Here is a 22,365-nt window from a genome sequence, read left to right as displayed (position 1 = left end):
CTATTCCTCGATGCCCAGGATGGCGCAGGCGGCGCGCAGGCTGTCCTGCGCCTGCGCCAGCGTCGGCGCGACGAAGGTCACATGGCCCATCTTGCGGCCGCGGCGCGGGTCGTTCTTGCCATACAGGTGCAGGTTGGCGCCGGGAAGGGCCAGCACCCGGTCCCAGGCCGGTTCGCGGGCGGTGTCGCTGCCCGCATCGAACCACACATCGCCCAGGATGTTCAGCATGACGCTCGGCGAATGCTGGCGCACGTCGCCCAGCGGCAGGCGCGCCATCGCGCGCACCTGCTGCGCGAACTGGCTGGTGATGCAGGCATCTAACGTGTAGTGGCCGCTATTGTGCGGGCGCGGCGCCATCTCGTTGACGACCAGCGTGCCATCCTCCAGCACGAAGAACTCGATGCACAGCACGCCCACGTAACCCAGCTGGGCGACGATGGCGCGCGCCGCGTCCTGCGCCTGCTTCGCGCAGGCTTCGGACACATTCGGTCCCGGCACGGTGGTGGTGAACAGGATGCCATCGCGGTGCACGTTCTCGGCGATCGGGTACACGACCGAGGCGCCGTCATGGCCGCGCGCGGTCAGGACCGAGACCTCGTACGCGAGCGGCAGCATCTTCTCCAGCAGGCAGGTCACGCCACCCATGGTGTCGAAGGCCGTGCGCACGTCTTCGCGCGAACGCACGCGCACCTGGCCCTTGCCGTCGTAGCCCATGCGCACCGTCTTGAGGATGCCCGGCAGCAGGTCGTCGTCGATGGCATCGATGTCGGCGTGGGAAGCGATGGTCTTGTGCGGGGCCGGCATCACCTTCGAGGTCGGCGCGCAGTCGACGAAGAATTTCTTTTCGAGGATGCGGTCTTGCGCGATCTGCACGCAGGAGGCGGCCGGCGCGACAAAACTGTCGGCGGCCAGCAGCGCCAGGCTGTCGGCCGGGACGTTCTCGAATTCGGTGGTGACGGCCGAGCACAGGGCGGCCAATTCGGCCAGCGCACCGCCATTGGTGTAGCCGCCTTCGACGGTGCGGTCGGCCACCTGGCCGGCGGGGCAGTCGGCGCTCGGTTCGAGCACGGCGACCTTGTAGCCCATCGCCTGGGCGGCGTGGGCGAACATGCGGCCGAGCTGGCCGCCGCCCATCACGCCGAGCCAGGTCGACGGATCGGCGGATGGGAGGAACGGTTGAGTCATGGTTTATACGGGAAGAGTCATGGCCTGGGCGGCGGCGGTCTGGTCGCGGCGGAACTGCTCCAGCTTGTCGGCCAATGCGTCGTCGTTGGCGGCGATGATCGCGACCGCGGTCAGGGCCGCGTTGGCGGCGCCGGCCTCGCCGATGGCGAAGGTCGACACCGGCACGCCCTTCGGCATCTGCACGATCGACAGCAGCGAATCCTCGCCGCGCAGGTATTTCGACGGCACCGGCACGCCCAGCACCGGCACGATGGTCTTGGCGGCCACCATGCCCGGCAGGTGGGCGGCGCCGCCGGCGCCGGCGATGATGGCGCGCAGGCCGCGGCTACGGGCCTGTTCGGCGTAGGTGAACATCTCGTCCGGCATGCGGTGGGCCGAGATCACTTGCGCTTCGAACGGCACGCCGAATTGCTTCAGGATGTCGACCGCATTCTTCATCACGTCCCAGTCCGACGACGAACCCATGATGACGCCGACCAGTGGCTTGCTTTGCTCGGTCATCTGCTCAGGCCTTCAGCTTTTCGCCGGTCAGGCGTTCGATGGCTTCGAAATACTTGGCCTGGGTTTTTTCGATCACCTCGGCCGGCAGCGCTGGGGCCGGTGCAGTCTTGCCCCAGTCGGTCAGGGTTTCCAGGTAGTCGCGCACGAACTGCTTGTCGAACGACGGCGGCGACATGCCCGGCGCGTACGAATCGGCCGGCCAGAAGCGCGACGAGTCGGCGGTCAGGACTTCGTCCATCAGGTGCATCACGCCGTTGTCGTCGAGGCCGAATTCGAACTTGGTGTCGGCGATGATGATGCCTTTGGTGGCAGCGTATTCGGCGGCGGCGGTGTACAGCTTGATGCTGATATCGCGCATCTTGGCGGCCAGTTCGGCGCCGATACGGTTTTCCATCTCGGCGAACGAGATGTTCTCGTCGTGCTCGCCCAGGTCGGCCTTGGCGGCCGGGGTGAACAGCGGTTCCGGCAGCTTCTCGGCCTGGCGCAGGCCGGCTGGCAGCTGGATGCCGCAGATGGCGCCGCTTTGCTGATAGTCCTTCCAGCCCGAGCCGATGATGTAGCCGCGCACGACGGCTTCGACCATGATCGGTTTCAGGCGCTTGGCCACGACGGCGCGGCCACGGACCTGCTCCACCTCGTTCTCGGCGACCACGCTTTCCGGCGCCACGCCGGTCAGGTGGTTCGGCACGATGTGGCCGAGCTTCTCGAACCAGAAATCGCTCATCTGGTTCAGCACCATGCCCTTGCCCGGGATCGGCTCGTTCATGACCACGTCGAAGGCCGACAGGCGGTCGGTGGTGACGATCAGGATCTTGTCGTCGCCGACGGCGTAGTTATCGCGCACCTTGCCGTGACCGAGCAGTGGCAGGGACTGGATGGAGGATTGGTAGAGGCTGTTCATAGATGGGTATCAGGAAAGCGGAAACCGGCGGCAAGGGCCGCCGGTTGAGAAAGTCAGGCTGTGTGGGCCTGTGCAATGCGATATTTTACGTCAATTTCGCCACCAACCCGCAGTTCTTGCCACTGGCAAGAACTGCTTCCCGCGAAGGCGGGAACCCAAGTTAGCGTGCATTGTGGCAAAAATTGTGCTCGCCGTAGCGCATACAAACTTGGGTTCCCGCCTTCGCGGGAACGACGTTGTTGGGGGTTGGCGATGATGCCGTTTGTTCGACCTTGGCTTACTGGACGATCTGCGCCAGCTCGCCAGCCTTGTAACGCTCCGCCATCTTCTCCAGCGGAATCGGCTTGATCTTGCTGGCCTGGCCTTCGCAACCGAACGACAGGAACCGCGCCTTGCACACTTCCATCGCCGCTTCGCGCGCCGGCTTCAGGTAGTCGCGCGGGTCGAACTTCGACGGGTTCTGGAACATGTATTTGCGGATCGCGGCCGTCATCGCCAGGCGGATGTCGGTGTCGATATTGATCTTGCGGACGCCGTGCTTGATGCCCTCCTGGATCTCTTCGACCGGCACGCCATAGGTTTCCTTCATGTCGCCGCCGAATTCGCGGATGATGGCCAGCAGCTCTTGCGGCACCGACGACGAGCCGTGCATCACCAGGTGGGTGTTCGGGATGCGGGCGTGGATTTCCTTGATGCGGTCGATCGCCAGGATGTCGCCGGTTGGCTTGCGCGTGAATTTATAGGCGCCGTGCGAGGTGCCGATCGCGATCGCCAGCGCGTCGCACTGGGTGCGCTTGACGAAGTCGGCCGCCTGGTCGACGTCGGTCAAGAGCTGTTCGCGGGTCATGGTGCCGTCCGCGCCGTGGCCGTCTTCCTTGTCGCCCTTCATCGTCTCGAGCGAGCCCAGCACGCCGAGTTCGGCTTCGACGGTCACGCCGATCGAGTGCGCGAACTTGACGACTTCCTTCGACACTTCGACGTTGTATTCGTAGCTGGCGACGCTCTTGCCGTCGGCTTCGAGCGAACCGTCCATCATCACCGAGGAAAAGCCCGAGCGGATCGCGGCCATGCAGACCGCCGGCGACTGCCCGTGGTCCTGGTGCATGACGACCGGGATGTGCGGATAGGCTTCGACGGCGGCGTCGATCAGGTGGCGCAGGAAGGCTTCGCCCGCGTACTTGCGCGCGCCGGCCGAGGCCTGCATGATGACCGGGCTGTTGGCAGCGTCGGCGGCAGCCATGATGGCCTGCACCTGCTCCAGGTTGTTGACGTTAAATGCGGGCAAGCCGTAGCCGTTTTCGGCGGCGTGGTCCAGCAATTGACGCAGTGATACGAGTGCCATGGTTGTACTCCAAAACAATAAAGAAACTTGTCCGGGAATCCCGAATGCCGAGCGCGGCGCCCTCCGTCCTGGAGGACGCCGGGCAAATGCCGCTGTCGCGTCTCAGGCCACTCGTGGTTTCCGTTTAATCATATTCGGGGCCGCGGTCGCCGGCGCGCACGATCTTGAGCGCGTTGGTGCCGCCCGCCTCGCCCATCGGCGAACCCCAGGTGACGATGATCAGGTCGCCCTTGCGGATGAAACCTTCGTTGATCAACAGCTCTTCGGCCTTGCGCAGCACGGCATTGCTGCCGCCGCCCTGCGGCAGATTGAATGCTCGCACGTTCCGGTACAGCGACGCCTTGCGCTGCGTCGCCTGCAGCGGGGTCAGGGCGAAGATCGGGGTGTCGATGCTGTAGCGGCTCATCCACAGGGCGGTCGAACCCGACTCGGTCAGCGCCACGATCGCCTTCACGCTCAGGTGGTGGGCAGTGAACAGGGTGCCGTAGGCGATGGTCTGGTCGATGCGGGTGAACTGCTGGTTCAGGAAATCGACGTCGATCTTGTTGTATTCGGATTGCTCGGCTTCGACGCAGATCGCGGCCATCATCTCGACGGTCTCGATCGGGTACTTGCCCGATGCGGTCTCGGCCGAGGTCATGACGGCATCGGTGCCGTCCAGCACGGCGTTCGCCACGTCGGACACTTCGGCGCGGGTCGGCACGGCGTTGACGATCATCGACTCCATCATCTGGGTCGCGGTAATCGCCAGCTTGTTCGATGCGCGCGCCATGCGGATCATGCGCTTTTGCAGCGCCGGCACGGCGGCGTTGCCGACTTCGACCGCCAGGTCGCCGCGGGCGACCATGATGCCGTCCGAGGCGTCCAGGATCTCTTGCAGCACCGGAATCGCTTCGGCGCGCTCGATCTTGGCGATCATCATCGGCTTGTGGCCATACGGCTCGCCGGCGATATTGGCCAGCTGGCGCGCCATTTCCATATCGGTCGCGCTCTTCGGGAACGAGATGGCGAGGTAGTCGGCCTGGAAGCTCATCGCGGTCTTGATGTCTTCCATGTCCTTCGAGGTCAGCGCCGGCGCGGTCAGGCCGCCGCCCTGGCGATTGATGCCCTTGTTGTTCGACAGTTCGCCGCCCACCTTGGTGGTGGTAAAGATCTCGTGGCCGACGACGCGGTCGACGATCAGCACGATCAGGCCGTCGTTGAGCAGCAGGCGGTCGCCCGGCTTGACGTCGCGCGGCAGCGCCTTGTAATCCAGGCCGACGCGTTCCTGGTTGCCCAGCTCGCCGTTATCGCCCCACTTGGCATCCAGGATGAAGCGGTCGCCATTCTCCAGGAAGATCTTGCCTTCTTCAAACTTGCCGACGCGGATCTTGGGACCCTGCATATCGGCCATGATGGCCACTTCACGGCCGCATTCGGCGGCGGCGCGGCGCACCAAGGTCGCGCGATCGATATGGTCCTGCGCCTTCCCGTGCGAGAAGTTCAGGCGCACGACGTCGACGCCGGCGCGGATCATTTTGACGAGAATATCGAAGTCGGTCGAAGCAGGGCCGATGGTTGCGACGATCTTGGTGCCACGGTACATGGATTGTCCTTGTATAAAAACAAAGCGCAGCAAGGCTGCGCTGGGGTCTCGCTTTAAGCGCTGCGTTGCAGCAGGATGTCGACAGCGGGCAGCGTCTTGCCTTCCAAGAATTCCAGGAAAGCGCCGCCGCCGGTCGAAATGTAGCCGATCTGGTCGGCGATTTTATATTTTGCAATCGCGGCCAGGGTATCGCCGCCACCGGCGATCGAGAACCCCTGGGACTGGGCGATGGCCAGCGCCAGGGTCTTGGTGCCCTCGGCGAACTGGTCGAATTCGAATACACCGACCGGACCGTTCCAGACGATGGTGCCGGCCTTGGCGACCTGTTCGGCCAGCATGGCGGCGGTTTTCGGGCCGATGTCGAGGATCATGTCGTCGTCGCTCACGTCGGCGACATCCTTGACGGTCGCTGCCGCGGTCGGGGCGAATTCCTTCGCGCACACCACGTCGACAGGGATCGGCACCTGGGCGCCGCGCTGCGACATCTTCTCGATGATCGCCTTGGCTTCGTCGACCAGGTCGTTCTCGGCCAGCGACTTGCCGATGTTCAGGCCGACGGCCTTCATGAAGGTGTTCGCAATGCCGCCGCCGACGACCAGGTTATCGACCTTGTCGGCCAGGCTTTGCAGGATGGTCAGCTTGGACGAGACCTTCGAGCCAGCGACGATGGCCAGCAGCGGTCGCTGCGGCTGGCCCAGGGCTTTACCGAGGGCGTCGAGTTCGGCGGCGAGCAGCGGGCCGGCAGCCACGATCGGCGCGAACTTGGCGATGCCGTGGGTGGTCGCTTCGGCGCGGTGGGCGGTGCCGAAGGCATCGTTCACATACACGTCGCACAGCCTGGCCATCTTCTGCGCCAGCTCGTCGCTATTCTTCTTCTCGCCCTTGTTGACGCGGCAGTTCTCCAGCAGCACGACGGAACCCGGGGCGACGTCGACGCCGTCGACCCAATCCTGTTTCAACTCGACGGACTGACCCAGCAGCTCGGACAGGCGCTTGGCGACCGGCGCCAGGCTATCTTGAGGCTTGAACTCGCCCTCGGTCGGACGGCCCAGGTGGGACGTCACCATCACCGCCGCGCCAGCCTTGACCGCGGCCTGGATCGCCGGCACCGAGGCGCGGATGCGCGTGTCTTCGGTAATATTGCCAGCGTCATCTTGCGGGACGTTCAGGTCAGCGCGGATAAAGACGCGCTTGCCTTGCAGCGCTTGTTGGTCGATCAGGTCTTGCAGGCGGGTGAAACGGAGTGCGTCCATTTGGTCGGCGTGGCAATAGTGAAAAAACGTCATTGTACATTAGCCTGCGGCGCCAAAAACATGCAGTACACGCAGCGCCGTAAATACAAGCATGCCGAATAAAATCGTCAGCAGCATGTTCCGGCGCCACAGATAGAAGGCGAAGGCGGCAACGCCGGCCAGCAGCTTCGGGTTCGCCAGCGTGAACTGCACTTCACCCTGCGTATCGATCAAAAAGTCGGGCCCGATGATGGCCGCCAGCGCGCAGGCCGGGGCGTAGCGCAGCATTTCCTGGACCCGCGGCGGGATCGTCACGCGGTGGCCGATCATCCAGAACGCGCTGCGGGTGGCGGCGGTGGCCACGCACAGCACGCCGATCACGACCCAGATTTCCCAATCAGCCACGCGACACCTTCTTCTTTGCAATCGTTTCTTCGATCACCATCGCGGTGACCATCCCCACCAGCACCGCCAGCAGCAGGCCCAGCTTGTACGGCAGCTCGTAGGCCAGCACCGAAATCGCCCCCGACACCAGCACCCCGCACAGGGCCGCGTTATTGATCATCAGCGGCACCATGATGCAGAGGATGGCGAGCGTGCCGGCAAAACCCAGCCCCCATTCGGCCGGCACCGCACTACCCAGGAAAATGCCGACGAAGGAGCCGACCTGCCAGGCGATCCAGTTCGGGAACATCAATCCCTTCAAATAGGACAATTTTCCGACCGCTGGCGCCGCGGTAGGATAGCGCTGCAGGAAGAGCGCGACGGTCAGGTCGCCCGAGATATAACCGAGATAAAAGCGCTGCCGCCATGGCAGGTGGGCGAAATGCGGCGCCAGCAGCGCCGAAAAGATCACGAAGCGCAGGTTGACCACCAGGGCGGTGGCGAAGATGACCCAGATCGGGGCCTGGGCGGCGATCAGCGGCAGCGAGGCCAGCTGGGCCGAGCCGGCGAATACCAGCAGGGTCATGCCCAGCGCCTGCGGCACCGAGAGGCCGCTCTTGACCATGGCGATGCCGACCACCAGGCCCCAGGCGGCGATGCCGAACAGGGTCGGCAGGCCGGTCTTGAAACCGTCGCTCCAGGCCTCGCGGTTCGGGGCGTCGCCGATGGAAGCGGGATGCCGGCCCTGCCCGTCTTCCGCGCTCATGCGGCTGGCCGCAGCGCGCGCACGACCGCAGCACATGTGGCGTTCTTGCAACGGCAACCGGGGATGGCGGCGGTAATGGTGGGCGTGAAACGGTCGGGCAAAAAGCGCATGAGAGGATGTGGCACCAGTTGGATGCCCAATATAGCAGGCGCCGTTCGTGCTCTTTATGTTGAGTGCATTATTTTACGGTCATTTCGACAATAGAGCGAATCCGTTAAAATCCAGTCTTTGCCCAATTTGCCTGACGGAGAGAAACAGATGAACCAAAAGACGATGCCTGTGGTGGAGCTCACGGCCAAGGACCTGCCGGCCTACTGCCCCAACCCGGCCATGCCGCTGTGGTCCTCGCACCCGCGCGTCTTCCTCGATTTCGACCACCATGGCGAAGCCAAGTGCCCGTACTGCGGCACCGGCTACCGCCTGGCGCCGGGCACCGTCGTCAAGCACCACTGACACTTTTCGCTGTAGTGAACACGTCGTTCCCGCGAAGGCGGGAACCCAAGTTCTGCACGCGCTATCGATACGCCCGCAAGCTTGGGTTCCCGCCTTCGCGGGAACGACGTTTTAGGGCTGACAATGGTGGTGGATTCTCGACTGCACTGCCTTTATTTCATGCACTACCCTTCTCCGATCTGGCTGCCTGGCGGCCACCTGCAAACCATCTATCCCGCGACCTGCATCGCCAAGCCGCCGGTCGCCTACCGGCGCGAGCGCTGGCATAGCGCGGATGGCGACTTCGTCGACCTCGATTTCGTGGATGGCCAGCCAGGCCGGCCGCTGGTGGTGCTGTTCCATGGCCTGGAAGGCAGTTCGAACAGCCATTACGCGCGCGGCCTGATGGCGGCCCTCGGCGCGCGCGGCTGGTCGGGCGTGGTGCCGCATTTTCGCGGCTGCTCCGGCGAAGCCAACCTGGCGCCGCGCTTTTACCACTCGGGCGACGCCGGCGAGATCGACTGGATCCTGCGCGCCTTGCGCGCCCGGCACCAGGGAGTGCTGTATGCGGCCGGCGTCTCGCTGGGCGGCAATGCGCTGCTGCGCTGGCTGGGCGAATCGGGCCACGGCGCCGAATTCATCGATGCCGCCTGCGCCGTGTCGGCCCCGCTCGACCTGGCGCGCGGCGGCGAAGCGCTGTCGTCCGGCTTCAACCTGCTGTATACCCGCATGTTCCTGCAAACGCTCAAGCCGAAGTGCCTGGCCAAGCTGGAGCAATTCCCCGGCCTGTTCGACCGCGCCGCCCTGCTCGCCGCGCGCGACCTGTATGCCTTCGATAACGTGATCACCGCGCCGCTGCACGGCTACCGCGATACCGACGACTACTGGCACCGCGCCAGCGCGCGCCACGTGCTGCACGACATCACGGTGCCGACGCTGGTGCTCAATGCCCGCAACGATCCCTTCCTGCCCGGCATCCACCTGCCCACGTCGGCGTCCAGCGCGGTGACGCTCGAGTATCCCGAGCAGGGCGGGCACGTCGGCTTTGCCGCCGGCCGCTTCCCGGGCCGGATCGACTGGCTGCCGCAGCGCATCCTGGGGCATTTCGACGCTGTGGCCAACAGCCGCGCGCTTGAGCCGGCCGAACCATGCGATGCTGCGTGATATGGACGATATCGTAAAACAGGCCATGGCCAAGTGGCCGAACGTGCCCCACTGCTACGGCTGGCTGGCGCTCGACGCGCGCGGCGGCTGGCGCATGCGCGACGAGGCGGCCCAGCGCGCCGATGCGGCAGGCGACCGCCTGAACAATCCGGCGCTGGTGGGCTTCATCAACCGTAACTACCTGCACGACGAGCGCGGCAACTGGTATTTCCAGAACGGGCCGCAGCGGGTCTATGTGAACCTGGAGGCGACGCCGTTCATCGCGCGCACCGATCCGCAGCAGGGACTGGTGCTGCAGACCGGGCAGGCGCTGGCGGACGTCGAACAGGTCTACCTGAACGACGCCGGCGCGCTGGTGTTCGTGGCGGGAGACAGGGTGGCGCAGCTGGACGACCGCGACGTCGCGCAGGTGCTGAGCCTGCTGGAACTCGATGGCGCGGCGGCCTCGGACGACGCGGTGATGGCGTGGCTGGAACATGGCGCGGGCGCGCTGGTGCTGCCGTGGAATGGCAAGCGCCTTGCCGTCGAGCGGATCGGCGGCAGCGACCTATCAAGCAAGTTCGGATTCAACCGGACGCCGGCGCCGTAATCACCGTTCCTCGGCTTCTTCCTTCGCCTTCTTCTGGCGTTCTTCGAGTTCGCGCACGCGCGCATCGATCACGGCCTGGTCGTAGAACGACACATCGCTGGCCTTGCGCGCCAGTTCGAACTGGGCCATCGCCGCCGGCACGGCGCCGGCCAGCACGTACGACTCCGCCAGCGACATGTGCTGCAGCGCGAACTTGCCCTGCTTGGCATAGGTCCGGGCCAGCATGTCGTGCAGCTTGCCTTCCTCGCGATACTGCTGGGTCTGGTCGCGCAGGAAGCGCGCCGCCTCGTCGAAGCGCTCGGTCGCGATCAGCGCCTGCGCGTACTGGTGCGCGAGCGCGCGCGACAGCGGGAAGCGCTGGCGCGCCGCATCGGCCTCCTTGACCGCCTCTTCCAGCACGGCGGCCGGCTGGCCCGGCGCCATCTTGATCTCCAGCGACAGCCCGGCGAACATGGTCGCGCCATCGCCCACGCTCGTCGATGCCACCGACAGCACGCCTTCGCGCGGCTTCATCGTCTCGCGCGCCTTGTCGAGCCAGCGCTGCGCCCCTGCCAGGTCGTTCTGCTTGAGCGCCAGGTAGGACAGGCCATACTGGGCGCCGGCCTGCCACTGGCGGTGAGGCTGCTCCTTGAGCTGGGTCTCGAAGGCGGTGCGGGTGTCGCGCCGGCCTTGCTCGCTCGTGTCCTGCAGCACCCGGATGCGCGCGCGCACCAGGTGGAAGTCGAGGCTGTCAACGCGCTGCTTCTTGGGAATCTCGCGGATGCGCGCCTGCATGTCGGTAATCCGGTCCTGGGTCAGCGGGTGGCTGCTCAGGCTGGCCAAGCTGGGGGGCAGGTCGCCATACAGCCTGGACGCGGCCTGCAGGCGCCGGAAGAAGGCGACGATGCCGGTGGTGTCGTAACCGCCCGCCTCCATGATCTGGAAGCCGACCCGGTCGGCCTCGCGCTCGGCATCGCGGCTGAAGTTCAGCTGGCGCTGGACGGCCAGGCCCTGGCCGCCCATCAGCACACCCATCGCCGCATCCGAGCTGGCCCGGGCCGCCAGCGCCGCCAGGATCATCGAGGCCAGCGGCAGCAGCACATCCTGCTTTTGCTGGCCCAGCCTGCGCGCGATGTGGCGCTGGGTGACGTGGCCGATCTCGTGCGCCATGACGCCGGCCAGCTCCGATTCGGTCTGGGCCGCGATGATCAGGCCCGAGTGGGCGCCGATGAAACCGCCCGGCATCGCGAACGCGTTCAAGGCCGGATCGCGCACGGCAAAGAAGTGAAAGTCCGAATTGGTCTCGCCGCGCGCGCCGGGCACGGCGGCGACCAGGGCGTTGCCAAAATTGTTCAGGTATTCGGAGATCGGTTCGTCGTCGAGGTAATCGCGGTCGCGCCGGATGTCGCGCATGAACTCCTCGCCCACCTTGCGCTCGACGATCGGCGACAGGTCGCCGCGCGCGGTGTCGCCGAGCGTGGGCAGGCGGGTCGAATCGGGCCGCCTGAGCACGTCGGATTGCGCGGCAACGGGGAATGCGGTCGCCAGGCACAGGGCCATGACGGACAGGGAGGAGCGCCAGCGGCGCGCCGTTGCTGGACGGACGACGGATTTCACGGTGCTATCATACCTGCATCCGGGCATCAGCTGCTGCCCGGCGAACCATTTTGACACTCCTACGTATTAACCGAGTAATGACGAATCCTACCCCGACCGCAGACCATTTGACCCACTTCGACGCCACCGGCCAGGCCCATATGGTCGACGTCGGCGCAAAACAGGACACGCACCGCATTGCGGTGGCGGCCGGGACCATCCGCATGAAGCCGGAGACGCTGGCCTTGATTACCTCGGGCAGTGCCAAGAAGGGGGATGTGATCGGGATTGCGCGGATTGCGGCGATCATGGCGTCCAAGCGGACCAGCGACCTGGTGCCGTTGTGTCATCCGTTGCCCATCACGCGGGTGGCGGTCGACTTCGAGATCGACGAGGCGAACCATGGCGTGCATTGCCGGGCGCAGGTGGAGACCATTGGCAAGACCGGGGTCGAGATGGAAGCGCTCACTGCGGTGCAGGTGGGCTTGTTGACTGTTTACGATATGTGCAAGGCGGTCGATCGCGGGATGGTGATGACCAATGTGCGTGTCATGGAAAAACATGGCGGCAAAAGCGGCGACTGGACCGCCGATATCGACGCCTGAGCACCCGGCGGCCTGCGCAATACTATAGACATCGTCACCACTCGGCATATACTGTTGGGCAACGCATCGATTGTGTCTTTCCCCAATTCAACCTGCTTCTGCCCCGAGAGGATGTGTCATGACGAACGCATACCCGCAGTTCACCGCAGCGACGGTCCAGTTGAACGCCCTGCCTTACCAGGACACCTTTCTCAAGATCGCGAATGTTTACGCGGATTCGACCCGCGCCAGCATGGAGCAGCTCTGGATCAGCTCGTCCAGGATCATCATGGAAGAAACGATCAAGGCCTTCATCGCCGCCTCGCAGTCGTGCGCCGAAGCCCTGACCCGCAATGCCGTCGCGGTCCAGCAGCAGTCGTTCGGCCGGCTCATCAACGCCAACCAGAAGGCGGTCGAGCTCATGGGCCAGAGCTTTGCCGAGGCCATGTCGGCGGGATGGAAACCGGCGCGATAAGCACCACCCTCGTCACCTCACCTGAAAGGAGTCACCGATGGCACGCAGCGTTACCCCATTCCTGATGTTCGAAGGCGCAGCCGAGGAAGCGATGCGCTTCTACGTGCCGCTATTCGCCGGTTCCGATGTCAAGCATGTCGAACTGTACAAGAGCGGCGAAATGGGTCCCGAAGGCACCGTCAAGCGGGCCGCCTTTACCCTCGCCGGCCAGGACGTGATCTGCATCGACAGCCCGGCCAAGCACGGCTTCACCTTCACGCCGTCGATGTCGCTGTTTGTCGAGTGCGAGGATGAGGCCGAATTCGATAACGCCTTCGCCCAACTGTCCAGCGGCGGTGCGGTCATGATGGCGCCGGACAATTATGGATTCAGCCGCAAGTTCGGCTGGCTGAGCGATCGCTTCGGCGTCTCCTGGCAACTCAACCTGAGCTGAATGAATCATTGACTTCCTGATATTGGTCTTTAGTCGCAAGGAGTGACATTACGATACATTCCAAGGGGGACGCTGCTGCTATCATGCAGGCTTTTCTCTTCGGCAATATCCGCACGCCTGCTTGACCGATATGAACAGCGCCCAAGCCCATGAGCTGAAGCCACAGGAATTCGAGTTCGAGACGCTGAACATGCAGGTCGGCGTCCGCCTGCAATTGATCACCCATCGCCGGGTCAAGCCGGTGCCGCATTTTTCCAGCCTCATCGGCTACGTCAAGGACGAGTACCTGATCGTCAGGATTCCTCTCGAGGATGGCGTGCCGATCGGGCTGACCGAAGGCGAACGGGTCACCATCCGGGTATTCTCCGGCGTGAACGTGTGTTCGTTCGCCTGCTCGGTCGAGCGCGTTTTTACCCGTCCCCTGAACTACGTCCACCTGTCTTTCCCGACCTCGATCCAGGGCACCAGCCTGCGCGGCGCGATGCGGGTACGGGCCGACCTGCCGGTGCGGGTGGCCGGCGTCAAGCAGGGCGCGACGTCGATGGAGTGCCTGCTTGCGAACGTGTCGGTGACGGGCGCGCGCATCGATTCCTCGCAGCCCTTGCCGCCCGAGGAAGATATCGTGGACCTGCAATTCGCGCTGACGGTCCCGCCCGCCAACGAGGAAACGCAAGTCCGCACCCGGGCCAGCATCCGGAACCTGGCGGTCGGCAAGCCCGCCGAGGGCCGGGCCGAGATGTACAGCTATGGCGTGCAGTTCATCGACCTCGATCCGGTCCACTACACGCTGCTGCAGAACATGACCTATGAGGCCTTGCTGGCCGACCGCGGCAAGATCGTGTAGGCCTTAAGCCCAGCCTTTTGGCAGGGGCAATCCCTCTTCTACCGCCAGCCGCTCCATCGCCGCCTCCAGCACCACCCGCGCCCGGCCCGAGGCCAGCGCCAGCTCGGCGTGCAGCGCCGCGTCTTCCGGATTGCGTGAGGCGCAGTGCTGGCTATAGCGCTCGAAACTGCCCACCATCAGCAGCAACTCGGTCAGGTGACGTGGACATTCGCAGCTCAGGCGGTTGCCGGCGGCCGCGATATTGGCCAGGTCCTCGTCAGCGAAGCGCGGCGGCGCAATGGCGGCTGCGGGCGCTTGCTGCACGGGCGGGCGGTGGCCGGTCAGGGCCGACTGGCACAGCAGTGCCAACTCGTTCAGGTCGGCTGGTATGCGCGCCACCAGACACCCCTGTGCGCGCAGGGCGCGGATCGTGGCGCTCGAACAGAATCGGTACAGGACGACGACCGCGGCGACACCGGTTGCCTCTCGCGCGCTGGCGATGGCCGGCATGACCCGCTCGTCCAGCTCGGATTGCTCGATCACCAGCACTTCGGCGCCGGAGTCCCGAGGCAAATCCTCAGCCAGTGCGAGACCGGCGCAGTGGCCAGTCACGTCCAGGCCGAGGGCGCCATGCCCCATGGCGGCCACGCGCCGCGCCAGCATGGCGCCGACCAGCAGCACGCGTACCGGTGTCGTCTGGACTGCCCTGGCTTGACCGTCCAGACCCAGCATCGCCTGCAATTGGTCGCGGCTCAATCCGGCCAGCACGCCGATCGAATGCCCCTGGTCGACTAGTTGCTTGAGCAGCCCCAGGCGAGCGACCTGCTCGGCCGAATACAGACGCTGGCCGCGTTCGGAGCGCTCGGCATGCGACAGGCTGTAGCGGCGCTCCCATACACGCAATGTCTCGACCGGCAGGCCGGCCAGCCGCGCGGCGGCGCCGGTGCGGTACATGATCCGATCCTGCCCTGGTTTGAATGAGTCCGTCATGACGCGTCCTGAAGTAGAACAATGGAGTGAAAACGAATGGTGTCACATATTGAACAATCTTGCAGTCTTGACACTCAGCATTATCCAATTGAACCATAGTTGAACCTATTTTATCCAAATAACTCGTGTCACACATTAGACACGTGCGTCTGTGCGCGTTAAATTGGTTTCAGATCGGTTCACTGTGAACCATCACTTACCAACCTTCTGGAGTCGACAATGAAAAAGATCTTGTTCGCCGTGCCTCTCGCATTTGCCTTTGCTTCGGCACAGGCCGCCGACATCGTGGACACGGCCAAGTCGGCCGGCACCTTCAATACGCTGGTGACCGCAGTGCAGGCGGCCGGCCTGACCGATACCCTGAAAGGCCCGGGTCCTTTCACCGTCTTCGCCCCGACCGACGCTGCCTTCGCTAAGATTCCGAAAGCCAAACTCGACGCCCTGCTGAAAGACAAGGCGGCGCTGTCCAAAGTGCTGACCTATCATGTGGTGCCCGGCAAGGTCATGGCCGCCGACGTGAAGCCCGGCGACGTCAAGACTGTCGAAGGCAGCGCGTTCGCGGTGAAGGTCGCCGGCGGCAAGGTCATGGTCGACAAGGCGACCGTGACCAAGACCGATATCGCGGCCGACAATGGCGTGATCCACGTGATCGATACGGTCATCATGCCGAAATAAGCAAGGCCTCCTCGTTGTTCGGCGTTGCCAGGGCCTGGCGCGTGGCGGCAGAGCATGCATTAGGCTCATGCCCGATGACATCATGGTAAATTGCCGGCTTGCCCGCGGCACCCTGCCGCGGCACTGATCGACGAGGATGGAATGACATTTCGCTTGCTGACGATGGCGGCGGCCCTGCTGGCCGCCACCACTGCGACGGCCGCGCCGCGCGGCTTTACTGTGGAAGACCTGGTCAATATGGACCGGGTCGGGAGCCCGGCCGTATCGCCGGACGCCACGCGCGTGATCTATACCGTGCGCAGCACGGAGATGGACAAGAACCGCGGCAATACCCAATTGTGGATGGTCGACCTGCGCGCCGCCAAGCCGGTGCCGCAACGCTTGAGCCAGCATGCGTCCAGCAGCAGCGACCCGGAATGGTCGCCCTCTAGCGACGCCGTGTACTTCCTGTCGGCGCGCTCGGGCTCGTCGCAGGTGTGGCGCCAGCCGGTCGCCGGCGGCGAGCCGGTGCAGGTCACCAGCCTGCCGCTGGACGTCGACAACTTCCGCCTGGCCCCAAGTGGCGACCGCCTGGCCTTCAGCCTGGCCGTGTTCCGCGATTGCGCCGACCTGGCCTGCACCAAGTCGCGCCTGGATGCCAAGGAAAAGGACAAGGCCACCGGCAAGGTCTATGACCGCCTGTTCGTGCGCCACTGGGATACCTGGGGCGACCACCGCAACGCGGTGCTGTTCTCGGCGCCGCTGGGCGCGGACGGCAAGGCCGGCGGCGAACCGGTCAGCCTGTCCGGCTCGCTCGACGGCGACGTGCCCTCGAAGCCGTTCGGCGACCGCGAGGAATACCGCTTCAGCCCGGACGGCAAGACCATCGTCTTCTCGGCCCGCATCGCCGGCAAGACCGAAGCCTGGTCGACCAACTTCGACCTGTACAGCGTCCCCGCCGCGGGCGGCGCCGCGCCGCGCAACCTGACTGCCGATAACCTGGCATGGGATACCAAGGGAACCTTCTCGCCGGACGGCCGTACCCTCGCCTACCTGGCGATGGCGCGTCCCGGCTTCGAGGCCGACCGCTACCAGGTCATGCTGATGGACGTGGCCAGCGGCCAGAAGCGCAAGCTGGCGGCCGACTGGGACCGCTCGGCCGGCAACCTGGTATGGCGCGCGGACGGCAAGGCGCTGATCGTCGATGCCGAAGACATCGGCCAGCACCGCCTGTTCTCGATCGACGTCGCCAGCGGCAAGGTGACGCCCTTGACCGACAAGGGCGCGGTCGGCGCCTATGACCTGAAGCGCGACACCCTGGTCTATACCCAGGCGAACCTGCAGTCGGGTGCGCAGCTGTTCTCGATGAAGCTGGGCGCCAGGCCGAAGCAGCTGACCGACCTGAATACCGAGCGCCTGAAGGACGTGCGTTTCGGCGAATCCGAGCAGTTCTCGTTCGCCGGCGCCAACGGCGAGACCGTGTACGGCTATGTGATGAAGCCGTGGAATGCGCAGCCGGGCCAGAAATATCCGGTCGCCTTCATCGTCCACGGCGGCCCGCAGGGCAGCTTCGGCAATAGCTGGAGCTATCGCTGGAATCCGCAGGTGTATGCCGGCGCGGGTTTTGCAGCCGTGTTCATCGACTTCCACGGTTCGACCGGCTATGGCCAGAAGTTCACGGATTCGATCAGCAACGACTGGGGCGGCAAGCCGCTGGTCGACCTGCAGAAGGGCTATGACGCGGCGGTGCAGAAGTTCCCGTGGCTCGATCGTTCACGCGATTGCGCGCTCGGCGCGTCCTATGGCGGTTATATGATGAATTGGATCGCGGGTAACTGGTCGGATGAGTTCAAGTGCATCGTCAACCATGACGGCGTGTTCGATACGCGCGGCATGGCGTATTCGACCGAGGAGCAGTGGTTCACCGATTGGGAAAGCGGCGGCCCGTACTTCAAGGTGCCTGAGAACCATGAGCGCTTCAATCCGGTTCACCACGTGAACAAGTGGAAGACGCCGATGCTGGTGATCCAGGGCGACCTCGATTTCCGGATCCCGACGGCGCAGGCGCTGGGGACGTTCACCGCGCTGCAGCGCATGGGTGTGGAGAGCAAACTGCTAGTGTTCCCGGATGAGAACCACTGGGTGCTCAAGCCGGCGAACTCGGTGCAGTGGCATCACACCGTAATGGGGTGGCTGGATCAGTATCTGAAGGGGCAGCCTGCTGCGAAGTAAGTCTGGAATACAAAAAAGCCCGCTGTGAAGCGGGCTTTTTGTATCAGTCAGGTCGATTACTCAGCTGCTGGCGGGGTCACGCTGTTCTTTTCGAACGCGAGCTTGACAGCTTCGTTCTCGGTCGATGCAGCGATTGCCCAGGTGATCGCGCTGGTGCCCAGGGTCGGGGTGAAGGTGACGGTCGTGGTGCCGGTATCCGCGCCGATGTCCTTCAGGACGATTTCGATCACGCCTGCGTCTTCGACGGTCAGCGATGCCACTTCATTGGTCTCGGTGAATTCACGGAATGGATTTGGGTCTGCCGAGGTGTTGCAGGCGTCCAGGCTACCAGCTTCTTGACCGCACATTGCCACTGCGGTCTTGAACGGATCGACAGCCGACAGTGCATTCGCAGCCTTGGCTTTCGCGGTGTAATCGCTGTATGCCGGGATAGCGACGGCTGCCAGGATACCGATAATCGCGACGACGATCATCAGTTCGATCAGGGTGAAGCCGCCTTCGGCTTTTTTGGTTTGCATTTGCTTGAAGTTCATTTTTCTCTCCAGGGGTGGTATTTCAAAAAGTGTTTCTCGGTGTCTTGTGCTGCTCTGCTGCTACGCTTTCCTATATGCAAGCGGCGTGCCAGCCCGAAAACAGCAGAAAACGGTCGATTTTATTAACCTAGAGATAAGAAAACCCTGCGCCACGACAAAATTTGGCGGCTCAGGTGACAAAATTTGTCAGTGCCGTACGGCAATTTTTGTCAGGTGACGATTGTTGGCGACGAGAAATGGAACTCGAATAAAAAATGGGGAGCCGAAAGCTCCCCACCTTGTCAGTCGATCAAGAGATCGCCAGGATTACAGCATCGCCTTCAGCAGACGCGCCATTTCCGACGGGTTCTTGGTGACGGTAATGCCGCAGGCTTCCATGATTTCCAGCTTGGCTTGCGCGGTGTCGGCGCCGCCCGAGATCAGCGCACCGGCGTGGCCCATGCGCTTGCCTGGAGGCGCGGTGACGCCGGCGATGAAGCCAACGACCGGCTTCTTCATATTGTCCTTGATCCAATGCGCGGCATTGGCTTCGTCCGGACCGCCGATTTCGCCGATCATGATGACTGCGTCGGTGTCAGGATCGTCGTTGAACATGCGCATCACGTCGATGTGCTTCAGGCCGTTGATCGGGTCGCCGCCGATGCCGACTGCCGACGATTGGCCCAGGCCCAGTGCGGTCAGCTGGCCGACTGCTTCATAGGTCAGGGTGCCCGAACGCGACACGACGCCGATACGGCCCTTCTTGTGGATGTGGCCCGGCATGATGCCGATCTTGATTTCGTCAGGGGTGATCAGGCCTGGGCAGTTCGGACCCAGCAGCAGGGTCTTGGAACCGGCTTTGGCCATGCGATCCTTGATTTCCATCATGTCACGGACAGGGATGCCTTCGGTGATGCAAATTGCCAGGTCCAGCTCGGCTTCGACGGCTTCCCAGATGGCAGCGGCTGCGCCTGCTGGTGGGACGTAGATGACCGACACGGTGGCGCCGGTTTCCGACTTGGCTTCCTTGACCGATGCGTAGATTGGAATGCCTTCGAAATCTTCACCGGCTTTCTTCGGGTTCACGCCTGCAACGAAGGCTTCCTTGCCGTTCGCGTAGTCGCGGCACATGCGGGTGTGGAATTGGCCGGTCTTGCCGGTGATGCCCTGGGTGATGACTTTGGTGTCTTTGTTGATCAGAATCGACATTTTTATTTCCTTAGCGAATTAGGCTTTACCAGCAGCGGCGGCAACGACCGATTTCGCTGCGTCTTCCATCGTGTCTGCGGCGATGATCGGCAGACCCGAGTCAGCCAGCATCTTCTTGCCCAGGTCTTCGTTGGTGCCCTTCATGCGCACGACCAGCGGCACTTGCAGCGACACGGCTTTCGATGCGGTGATCACGCCTTCGGCGATGACGTCGCACCGCATGATGCCGCCGAAGATGTTGACCAGGATGGCCTTCAGTTCCGGGTTCTTCAGCATGATCTTGAAGGCTTCGGTCACTTTCTCGGCCGTAGCGCCACCGCCGACGTCCAGGAAGTTGGCCGGCTCACCGCCGAACAGCTTGATGGTGTCCATGGTCGCCATGGCCAGGCCGGCGCCGTTCACCAGGCAGCCGATGTTGCCGTCGAGCGAGATGTAAGCCAGGTCGAACTTCGATGCTTCGACTTCGGCCGGATCTTCTTCGTCCAGGTCGCGGTAGGCGACGATTTCAGGGTGACGGAACAGCGCGTTGGCGTCGAAGTTGAATTTTGCGTCCAGGGCGATGATCTTGCCCGAGCCGGTAACGATCAGCGGGTTGATTTCGGCCAGCGATGCGTCGGTATCCCAGTAGGCTTTGTACAGGCCTTGCAGGTTGGCGCGTGCGTCGGCGATCGAACCTTCAGGCACGCCGATCTTGGCGGCGATGCTGTCGGCGTCGGCGTCGGTCAGGCCGACGGCCGGATCGATCACGACGTTGTGGATTTTTTCAGGGTTGCTGTGCGCGACTTCTTCGATGTCCATGCCGCCTTCCGACGAGGCCATCAGCACGACCTTCTGGGTCACGCGGTCGGTGACCAGCGAGACGTACAGTTCCTGCTTGATGTCGGCGCCTTCTTCGATCATCAGGCGACGCACTTTCTGGCCTTCAGGGCTGGTCTGGTGGGTGATCAGCTGCATGCCCATGATCTGGTCGGCGTATTCCTTGACTTGTTCGATCGACTTGGCGACCTTGACGCCGCCGCCCTTGCCACGGCCACCAGCGTGGATCTGCGCCTTGACGACCCAGACCGGACCGCCCAGCTCTTCAGCGGCCTTGACGGCGTCCTCCACCGACATGCACGGAATGCCGCGCGGAACGGTCACTCCGAATTTTCGGAGGATCTCTTTGCCCTGGTACTCATGGATCTTCATGCTGGCTTCCCTTCTTCTATTACTGAATTAGAAATACGGTTGAACTACAAAAAATAAAAACGACGAACGCTAACCCGAGACGGCCTTGATCGACCAGCGTGGGTAGTATTTGGCCACGGCAGGGCCGTCGCTGCGCAGGGCATGGCAACGGTCGAGCTCAAATGGACGGTCGGTTGACGAGCCGCCGCGCCCACCTGGGGCGTCGACATTGTCGTCAGCAAAGGCTTGCAAGGCTGCGGTCGGCAGCACCTGGGCCAATTCGGTCAAGTGGGTGCAGCCGAGCACGCCGGATAGGCGGTCTTTCAGGTGCAACCGGAAATGGTTCACGAGCGAGAGCCCGATCAACTTCTTGTAGGCAGGGCCGATGGTATCGCAGTAGCCCGGATACGGGACGGCATCGGACGCGGCTTCGGCGTCGACGATGTTGAGGTCGCGGTCGATGGTCACGCGCAGCTTGAGGTCGTGCACCGGCGTGCCGCCGGGCCGTTCGCCGGAAGCGAGCGCGATGGTACGCGTTTTGACATCGCGGATATTGGCATCCAGGTCCCACAAGCCATCGTCGCGCGCGAACGCTTCGACTGTGATGGCGCGCGTATGCCGGAGCGAGCGCGATACGGGAGGTGACAGAGGCATAAGTACCAGTGCCGTCGGGACGGCGGTTAGTGGTGCAGCCGGTGTGCTTCGTGCACGTTGACGCAGCTTCTGCGACAACAACCGCTCATGCGGCGCTGCTTAAACCCGCAAAGTTTAGCACAGCGTCCAGACCGGCGCATGGGAAAGAAAGGGTTGGTAAGGGAAGGTACCAGAAGATGAAGGGACTTGACTGGAATATGACGGCGCGTTTGACACATATATTATTCGCCTGTGTGCCAGCAGTCACCGCACATCATTCATCATGTGAATGAAAGATATGTATTTCAGTCACGATCAGGCAAAAAAAGCGCCAGCGTGCAGCGCCATCGCCCGTTGAGGAATATGCCTGGGCATATCGGGGATGACGCTCCACGCTGGCGCCTGGATCGCGGGTTTTGCGCAGTAACATGGGTTTCTTGGGGCATTCAAGCGATTTGAATGTCAGTCGAACGCGTGGACGGGGAACCCGTCCACCCTACCCTTCGTGAAACTCATCGTCCGCTGGGCTGCCCTGCATCGCGGTTCGCGCCGCGCGCTGGGAAAACCCCCGCTGCAGCAGGAAGCGCATCTGCTTGGCGCGCGCCGCGGCATCGGTGGCGACCGTGCCGAACTTGCGCTGCCAGACTTCGATGGCGCGCGCGGTTTCGCTGTCGGACAGCTCGGCCTTGATCTCGACCAGCGCATCGCCGGTCACGCCATGGCTTTGCAGCTCGGCCACCACACGGCTATTGCCGTAGCGGCTGGCCTTGCGGTTGATCAGCGATTCGGCAAAACGTTCTTGCGACAGCCAGTTATTCTTTTCAAGGAAATCCAGCAGCGCATCGACGTCTTCATCCTCTTGCGCATACTTGGCCAGCTTGCGCCGCAATTCAAACCGGCTGTGCTCGCGCTGCGACAGGTAGCGCAGCGCGCGCGCCTTGAGGCTCAGTACGGGTGCTGGCATGAGGACACCGTCGACAACGACATGGCGCGGACG

The 22,365-nt window shown here is 63.6% G+C and carries 24 protein-coding genes; 9 read left to right on the top strand and 15 right to left on the bottom strand.

Annotated features, from left to right (window positions below; all coding sequences use genetic code 11):
* From Q9246_RS00940 to Q9246_RS00905, 8 genes are all read right to left on the bottom strand, one after another.
* On the bottom strand, positions 1 to 1,185 hold the full coding sequence (locus tag Q9246_RS00940; RefSeq protein ID WP_306394730.1) for a 5-(carboxyamino)imidazole ribonucleotide synthase: 1,185 nt from the start codon (positions 1,183 to 1,185) through the stop codon (positions 1 to 3).
* Between the two features lie 3 nt (positions 1,186 to 1,188).
* Positions 1,189 to 1,686, bottom strand: coding sequence for a 5-(carboxyamino)imidazole ribonucleotide mutase (gene purE, locus Q9246_RS00935; RefSeq protein WP_306394728.1), 498 nt, complete (start codon positions 1,684 to 1,686; stop codon positions 1,189 to 1,191).
* 4 nt (positions 1,687 to 1,690) lie between these two features.
* The gene (locus Q9246_RS00930) at positions 1,691 to 2,587 is read right to left on the bottom strand and encodes a phosphoribosylaminoimidazolesuccinocarboxamide synthase (RefSeq protein ID WP_306394726.1); all 897 of its coding nucleotides are present in this window, start codon (positions 2,585 to 2,587) and stop codon (positions 1,691 to 1,693) included.
* Between the two features lie 277 nt (positions 2,588 to 2,864).
* Complete coding sequence (gene fba, locus Q9246_RS00925) at positions 2,865 to 3,929, bottom strand: class II fructose-bisphosphate aldolase (RefSeq protein ID WP_306394725.1); 1,065 nt, start codon at positions 3,927 to 3,929, stop codon at positions 2,865 to 2,867.
* A 124-nt stretch (positions 3,930 to 4,053) separates the two neighbouring features.
* On the bottom strand, positions 4,054 to 5,514 hold the full coding sequence (gene pyk, locus Q9246_RS00920; protein ID WP_306394724.1) for a pyruvate kinase: 1,461 nt from the start codon (positions 5,512 to 5,514) through the stop codon (positions 4,054 to 4,056).
* A gap of 53 nt (positions 5,515 to 5,567) precedes the next feature.
* Complete coding sequence (locus Q9246_RS00915; RefSeq protein WP_306394723.1) at positions 5,568 to 6,767, bottom strand: phosphoglycerate kinase; 1,200 nt, start codon at positions 6,765 to 6,767, stop codon at positions 5,568 to 5,570.
* A gap of 39 nt (positions 6,768 to 6,806) precedes the next feature.
* Positions 6,807 to 7,151, bottom strand: coding sequence for an AzlD domain-containing protein (locus Q9246_RS00910; protein ID WP_306394722.1), 345 nt, complete (start codon positions 7,149 to 7,151; stop codon positions 6,807 to 6,809).
* A complete protein-coding gene (locus Q9246_RS00905; protein WP_306394721.1) occupies positions 7,144 to 7,896 on the bottom strand; it encodes an AzlC family ABC transporter permease in 753 nt (250 codons plus the stop codon). Before Q9246_RS00905 ends, Q9246_RS00910 begins: the two co-directional genes overlap by 8 nt.
* A 258-nt stretch (positions 7,897 to 8,154) precedes the next feature.
* On the opposite strand from Q9246_RS00905, the gene Q9246_RS00900 reads away from it, so the two are divergent.
* The 3 genes from Q9246_RS00900 (at position 8,155) to Q9246_RS00890 (ending at position 10,081) form a co-directional block, all read left to right on the top strand.
* Positions 8,155 to 8,349, top strand: a complete 195-nt coding sequence (locus tag Q9246_RS00900; protein ID WP_306394720.1) for a zinc-finger domain-containing protein — start codon at positions 8,155 to 8,157, stop codon at positions 8,347 to 8,349.
* 159 nt (positions 8,350 to 8,508) lie between these two features.
* Positions 8,509 to 9,492, top strand: a complete 984-nt coding sequence (locus Q9246_RS00895) for a YheT family hydrolase (protein ID WP_306394719.1) — start codon at positions 8,509 to 8,511, stop codon at positions 9,490 to 9,492.
* Between the two features lies 1 nt (position 9,493).
* A complete protein-coding gene (locus Q9246_RS00890) occupies positions 9,494 to 10,081 on the top strand; it encodes a DUF2946 family protein (RefSeq protein ID WP_306394717.1) in 588 nt (195 codons plus the stop codon).
* On the opposite strand, the gene Q9246_RS00885 is transcribed toward Q9246_RS00890, so the two are convergent.
* Complete coding sequence (locus tag Q9246_RS00885; RefSeq protein ID WP_306398045.1) at positions 10,082 to 11,620, bottom strand: M48 family metallopeptidase; 1,539 nt, start codon at positions 11,618 to 11,620, stop codon at positions 10,082 to 10,084. It lies immediately after the preceding gene.
* Between the two features lie 134 nt (positions 11,621 to 11,754).
* Between Q9246_RS00885 and moaC the strand changes: the two genes are divergently transcribed.
* The 4 genes from moaC (at position 11,755) to Q9246_RS00865 (ending at position 13,992) form a co-directional block, all read left to right on the top strand.
* Positions 11,755 to 12,261, top strand: a complete 507-nt coding sequence (moaC, locus tag Q9246_RS00880) for a cyclic pyranopterin monophosphate synthase MoaC (protein ID WP_306394716.1) — start codon at positions 11,755 to 11,757, stop codon at positions 12,259 to 12,261.
* Between the two features lie 118 nt (positions 12,262 to 12,379).
* Entirely contained in the window at positions 12,380 to 12,715 is a 336-nt protein-coding gene (locus Q9246_RS00875) for a hypothetical protein (protein WP_306394715.1), read from the top strand.
* A gap of 37 nt (positions 12,716 to 12,752) precedes the next feature.
* Positions 12,753 to 13,148 carry a VOC family protein gene (locus Q9246_RS00870; protein ID WP_306394714.1) on the top strand — a complete coding sequence of 132 codons (396 nt, stop codon included), beginning with the start codon at positions 12,753 to 12,755 and terminating at the stop codon, positions 13,146 to 13,148.
* Positions 13,149 to 13,278: 130 nt separating this feature from the next.
* Complete coding sequence (locus Q9246_RS00865) at positions 13,279 to 13,992, top strand: flagellar brake protein (RefSeq protein ID WP_306394713.1); 714 nt, start codon at positions 13,279 to 13,281, stop codon at positions 13,990 to 13,992.
* Between the two features lie 3 nt (positions 13,993 to 13,995).
* Here Q9246_RS00865 and Q9246_RS00860 read toward each other — a convergent pair whose 3' ends face one another.
* Positions 13,996 to 14,961: a MerR family transcriptional regulator gene (locus Q9246_RS00860; protein WP_306394712.1), complete on the bottom strand. Its 966-nt coding sequence runs from the start codon at positions 14,959 to 14,961 to the stop codon at positions 13,996 to 13,998.
* A 219-nt stretch (positions 14,962 to 15,180) separates the two neighbouring features.
* On the opposite strand from Q9246_RS00860, the gene Q9246_RS00855 reads away from it, so the two are divergent.
* Complete coding sequence (locus Q9246_RS00855; RefSeq protein WP_306394711.1) at positions 15,181 to 15,636, top strand: fasciclin domain-containing protein; 456 nt, start codon at positions 15,181 to 15,183, stop codon at positions 15,634 to 15,636.
* Between the two features lie 141 nt (positions 15,637 to 15,777).
* Positions 15,778 to 17,847 (top strand): S9 family peptidase, encoded by a 2,070-nt coding sequence (locus tag Q9246_RS00850; protein ID WP_306394710.1) that lies wholly within the window; start codon positions 15,778 to 15,780, stop codon positions 17,845 to 17,847.
* 56 nt (positions 17,848 to 17,903) lie between these two features.
* Here Q9246_RS00850 and Q9246_RS00845 read toward each other — a convergent pair whose 3' ends face one another.
* From Q9246_RS00845 to recX, 5 genes are all read right to left on the bottom strand, one after another.
* Positions 17,904 to 18,380 carry a pilin gene (locus tag Q9246_RS00845; protein ID WP_306394708.1) on the bottom strand — a complete coding sequence of 159 codons (477 nt, stop codon included), beginning with the start codon at positions 18,378 to 18,380 and terminating at the stop codon, positions 17,904 to 17,906.
* Positions 18,381 to 18,686: 306 nt separating this feature from the next.
* A complete protein-coding gene (gene sucD / locus Q9246_RS00840; RefSeq protein ID WP_306394706.1) occupies positions 18,687 to 19,568 on the bottom strand; it encodes a succinate--CoA ligase subunit alpha in 882 nt (293 codons plus the stop codon).
* Between the two features lie 18 nt (positions 19,569 to 19,586).
* On the bottom strand, positions 19,587 to 20,756 hold the full coding sequence (gene sucC / locus Q9246_RS00835) for an ADP-forming succinate--CoA ligase subunit beta (protein WP_306394705.1): 1,170 nt from the start codon (positions 20,754 to 20,756) through the stop codon (positions 19,587 to 19,589).
* Positions 20,757 to 20,825: 69 nt separating this feature from the next.
* Positions 20,826 to 21,389 carry a DUF2889 domain-containing protein gene (locus Q9246_RS00830; RefSeq protein ID WP_306398043.1) on the bottom strand — a complete coding sequence of 188 codons (564 nt, stop codon included), beginning with the start codon at positions 21,387 to 21,389 and terminating at the stop codon, positions 20,826 to 20,828.
* A gap of 475 nt (positions 21,390 to 21,864) precedes the next feature.
* The gene (gene recX / locus Q9246_RS00825) at positions 21,865 to 22,332 is read right to left on the bottom strand and encodes a recombination regulator RecX (protein ID WP_306394703.1); all 468 of its coding nucleotides are present in this window, start codon (positions 22,330 to 22,332) and stop codon (positions 21,865 to 21,867) included.
* Between the last annotated feature and the right edge of the window lie 33 nt (positions 22,333 to 22,365).

This window comes from Telluria beijingensis (assembly GCF_030770395.1).
GTDB classification, from domain to species: Bacteria; Pseudomonadota; Gammaproteobacteria; order Burkholderiales; family Burkholderiaceae_D; genus Telluria; species Telluria beijingensis.
The sequence above is the reverse complement of the archived record's forward strand: the minus strand, read 5'-3'. Positions and strand labels throughout refer to the sequence as shown.

Bases quoted from the DNA above. Each gene is read 5' to 3' on its own strand.
- Q9246_RS00930 (WP_306394726.1), bottom strand. From the start codon at position 2,587: ATGAACAGCCTCTACCAATCCTCCATCCAGTCCCTGCCACTGCTCGGT.
- Q9246_RS00830 (WP_306398043.1), bottom strand. From the start codon at position 21,389: ATGCCTCTGTCACCTCCCGTATCGCGCTCGCTCCGGCATACGCGCGCC.
- sucC (WP_306394705.1), bottom strand. From the start codon at position 20,756: ATGAAGATCCATGAGTACCAGGGCAAAGAGATCCTCCGAAAATTCGGA.
- Q9246_RS00865 (WP_306394713.1), top strand. From the start codon at position 13,279: ATGAACAGCGCCCAAGCCCATGAGCTGAAGCCACAGGAATTCGAGTTC.
- pyk (WP_306394724.1), bottom strand. From the start codon at position 5,514: ATGTACCGTGGCACCAAGATCGTCGCAACCATCGGCCCTGCTTCGACC.
- Q9246_RS00940 (WP_306394730.1), bottom strand. From the start codon at position 1,185: ATGACTCAACCGTTCCTCCCATCCGCCGATCCGTCGACCTGGCTCGGC.
- Q9246_RS00900 (WP_306394720.1), top strand. From the start codon at position 8,155: ATGAACCAAAAGACGATGCCTGTGGTGGAGCTCACGGCCAAGGACCTG.
- Q9246_RS00855 (WP_306394711.1), top strand. From the start codon at position 15,181: ATGAAAAAGATCTTGTTCGCCGTGCCTCTCGCATTTGCCTTTGCTTCG.
- moaC (WP_306394716.1), top strand. From the start codon at position 11,755: ATGACGAATCCTACCCCGACCGCAGACCATTTGACCCACTTCGACGCC.
- recX (WP_306394703.1), bottom strand. From the start codon at position 22,332: ATGCCAGCACCCGTACTGAGCCTCAAGGCGCGCGCGCTGCGCTACCTG.
- Q9246_RS00870 (WP_306394714.1), top strand. From the start codon at position 12,753: ATGGCACGCAGCGTTACCCCATTCCTGATGTTCGAAGGCGCAGCCGAG.
- Q9246_RS00890 (WP_306394717.1), top strand. From the start codon at position 9,494: ATGGACGATATCGTAAAACAGGCCATGGCCAAGTGGCCGAACGTGCCC.
- Q9246_RS00850 (WP_306394710.1), top strand. From the start codon at position 15,778: ATGACATTTCGCTTGCTGACGATGGCGGCGGCCCTGCTGGCCGCCACC.
- Q9246_RS00895 (WP_306394719.1), top strand. From the start codon at position 8,509: ATGCACTACCCTTCTCCGATCTGGCTGCCTGGCGGCCACCTGCAAACC.
- sucD (WP_306394706.1), bottom strand. From the start codon at position 19,568: ATGTCGATTCTGATCAACAAAGACACCAAAGTCATCACCCAGGGCATC.
- Q9246_RS00860 (WP_306394712.1), bottom strand. From the start codon at position 14,961: ATGACGGACTCATTCAAACCAGGGCAGGATCGGATCATGTACCGCACC.
- Q9246_RS00915 (WP_306394723.1), bottom strand. From the start codon at position 6,767: ATGGACGCACTCCGTTTCACCCGCCTGCAAGACCTGATCGACCAACAA.
- Q9246_RS00845 (WP_306394708.1), bottom strand. From the start codon at position 18,380: ATGAACTTCAAGCAAATGCAAACCAAAAAAGCCGAAGGCGGCTTCACC.
- Q9246_RS00905 (WP_306394721.1), bottom strand. From the start codon at position 7,896: ATGAGCGCGGAAGACGGGCAGGGCCGGCATCCCGCTTCCATCGGCGAC.
- purE (WP_306394728.1), bottom strand. From the start codon at position 1,686: ATGACCGAGCAAAGCAAGCCACTGGTCGGCGTCATCATGGGTTCGTCG.
- fba (WP_306394725.1), bottom strand. From the start codon at position 3,929: ATGGCACTCGTATCACTGCGTCAATTGCTGGACCACGCCGCCGAAAAC.
- Q9246_RS00875 (WP_306394715.1), top strand. From the start codon at position 12,380: ATGACGAACGCATACCCGCAGTTCACCGCAGCGACGGTCCAGTTGAAC.
- Q9246_RS00885 (WP_306398045.1), bottom strand. From the start codon at position 11,620: ATGGCCCTGTGCCTGGCGACCGCATTCCCCGTTGCCGCGCAATCCGAC.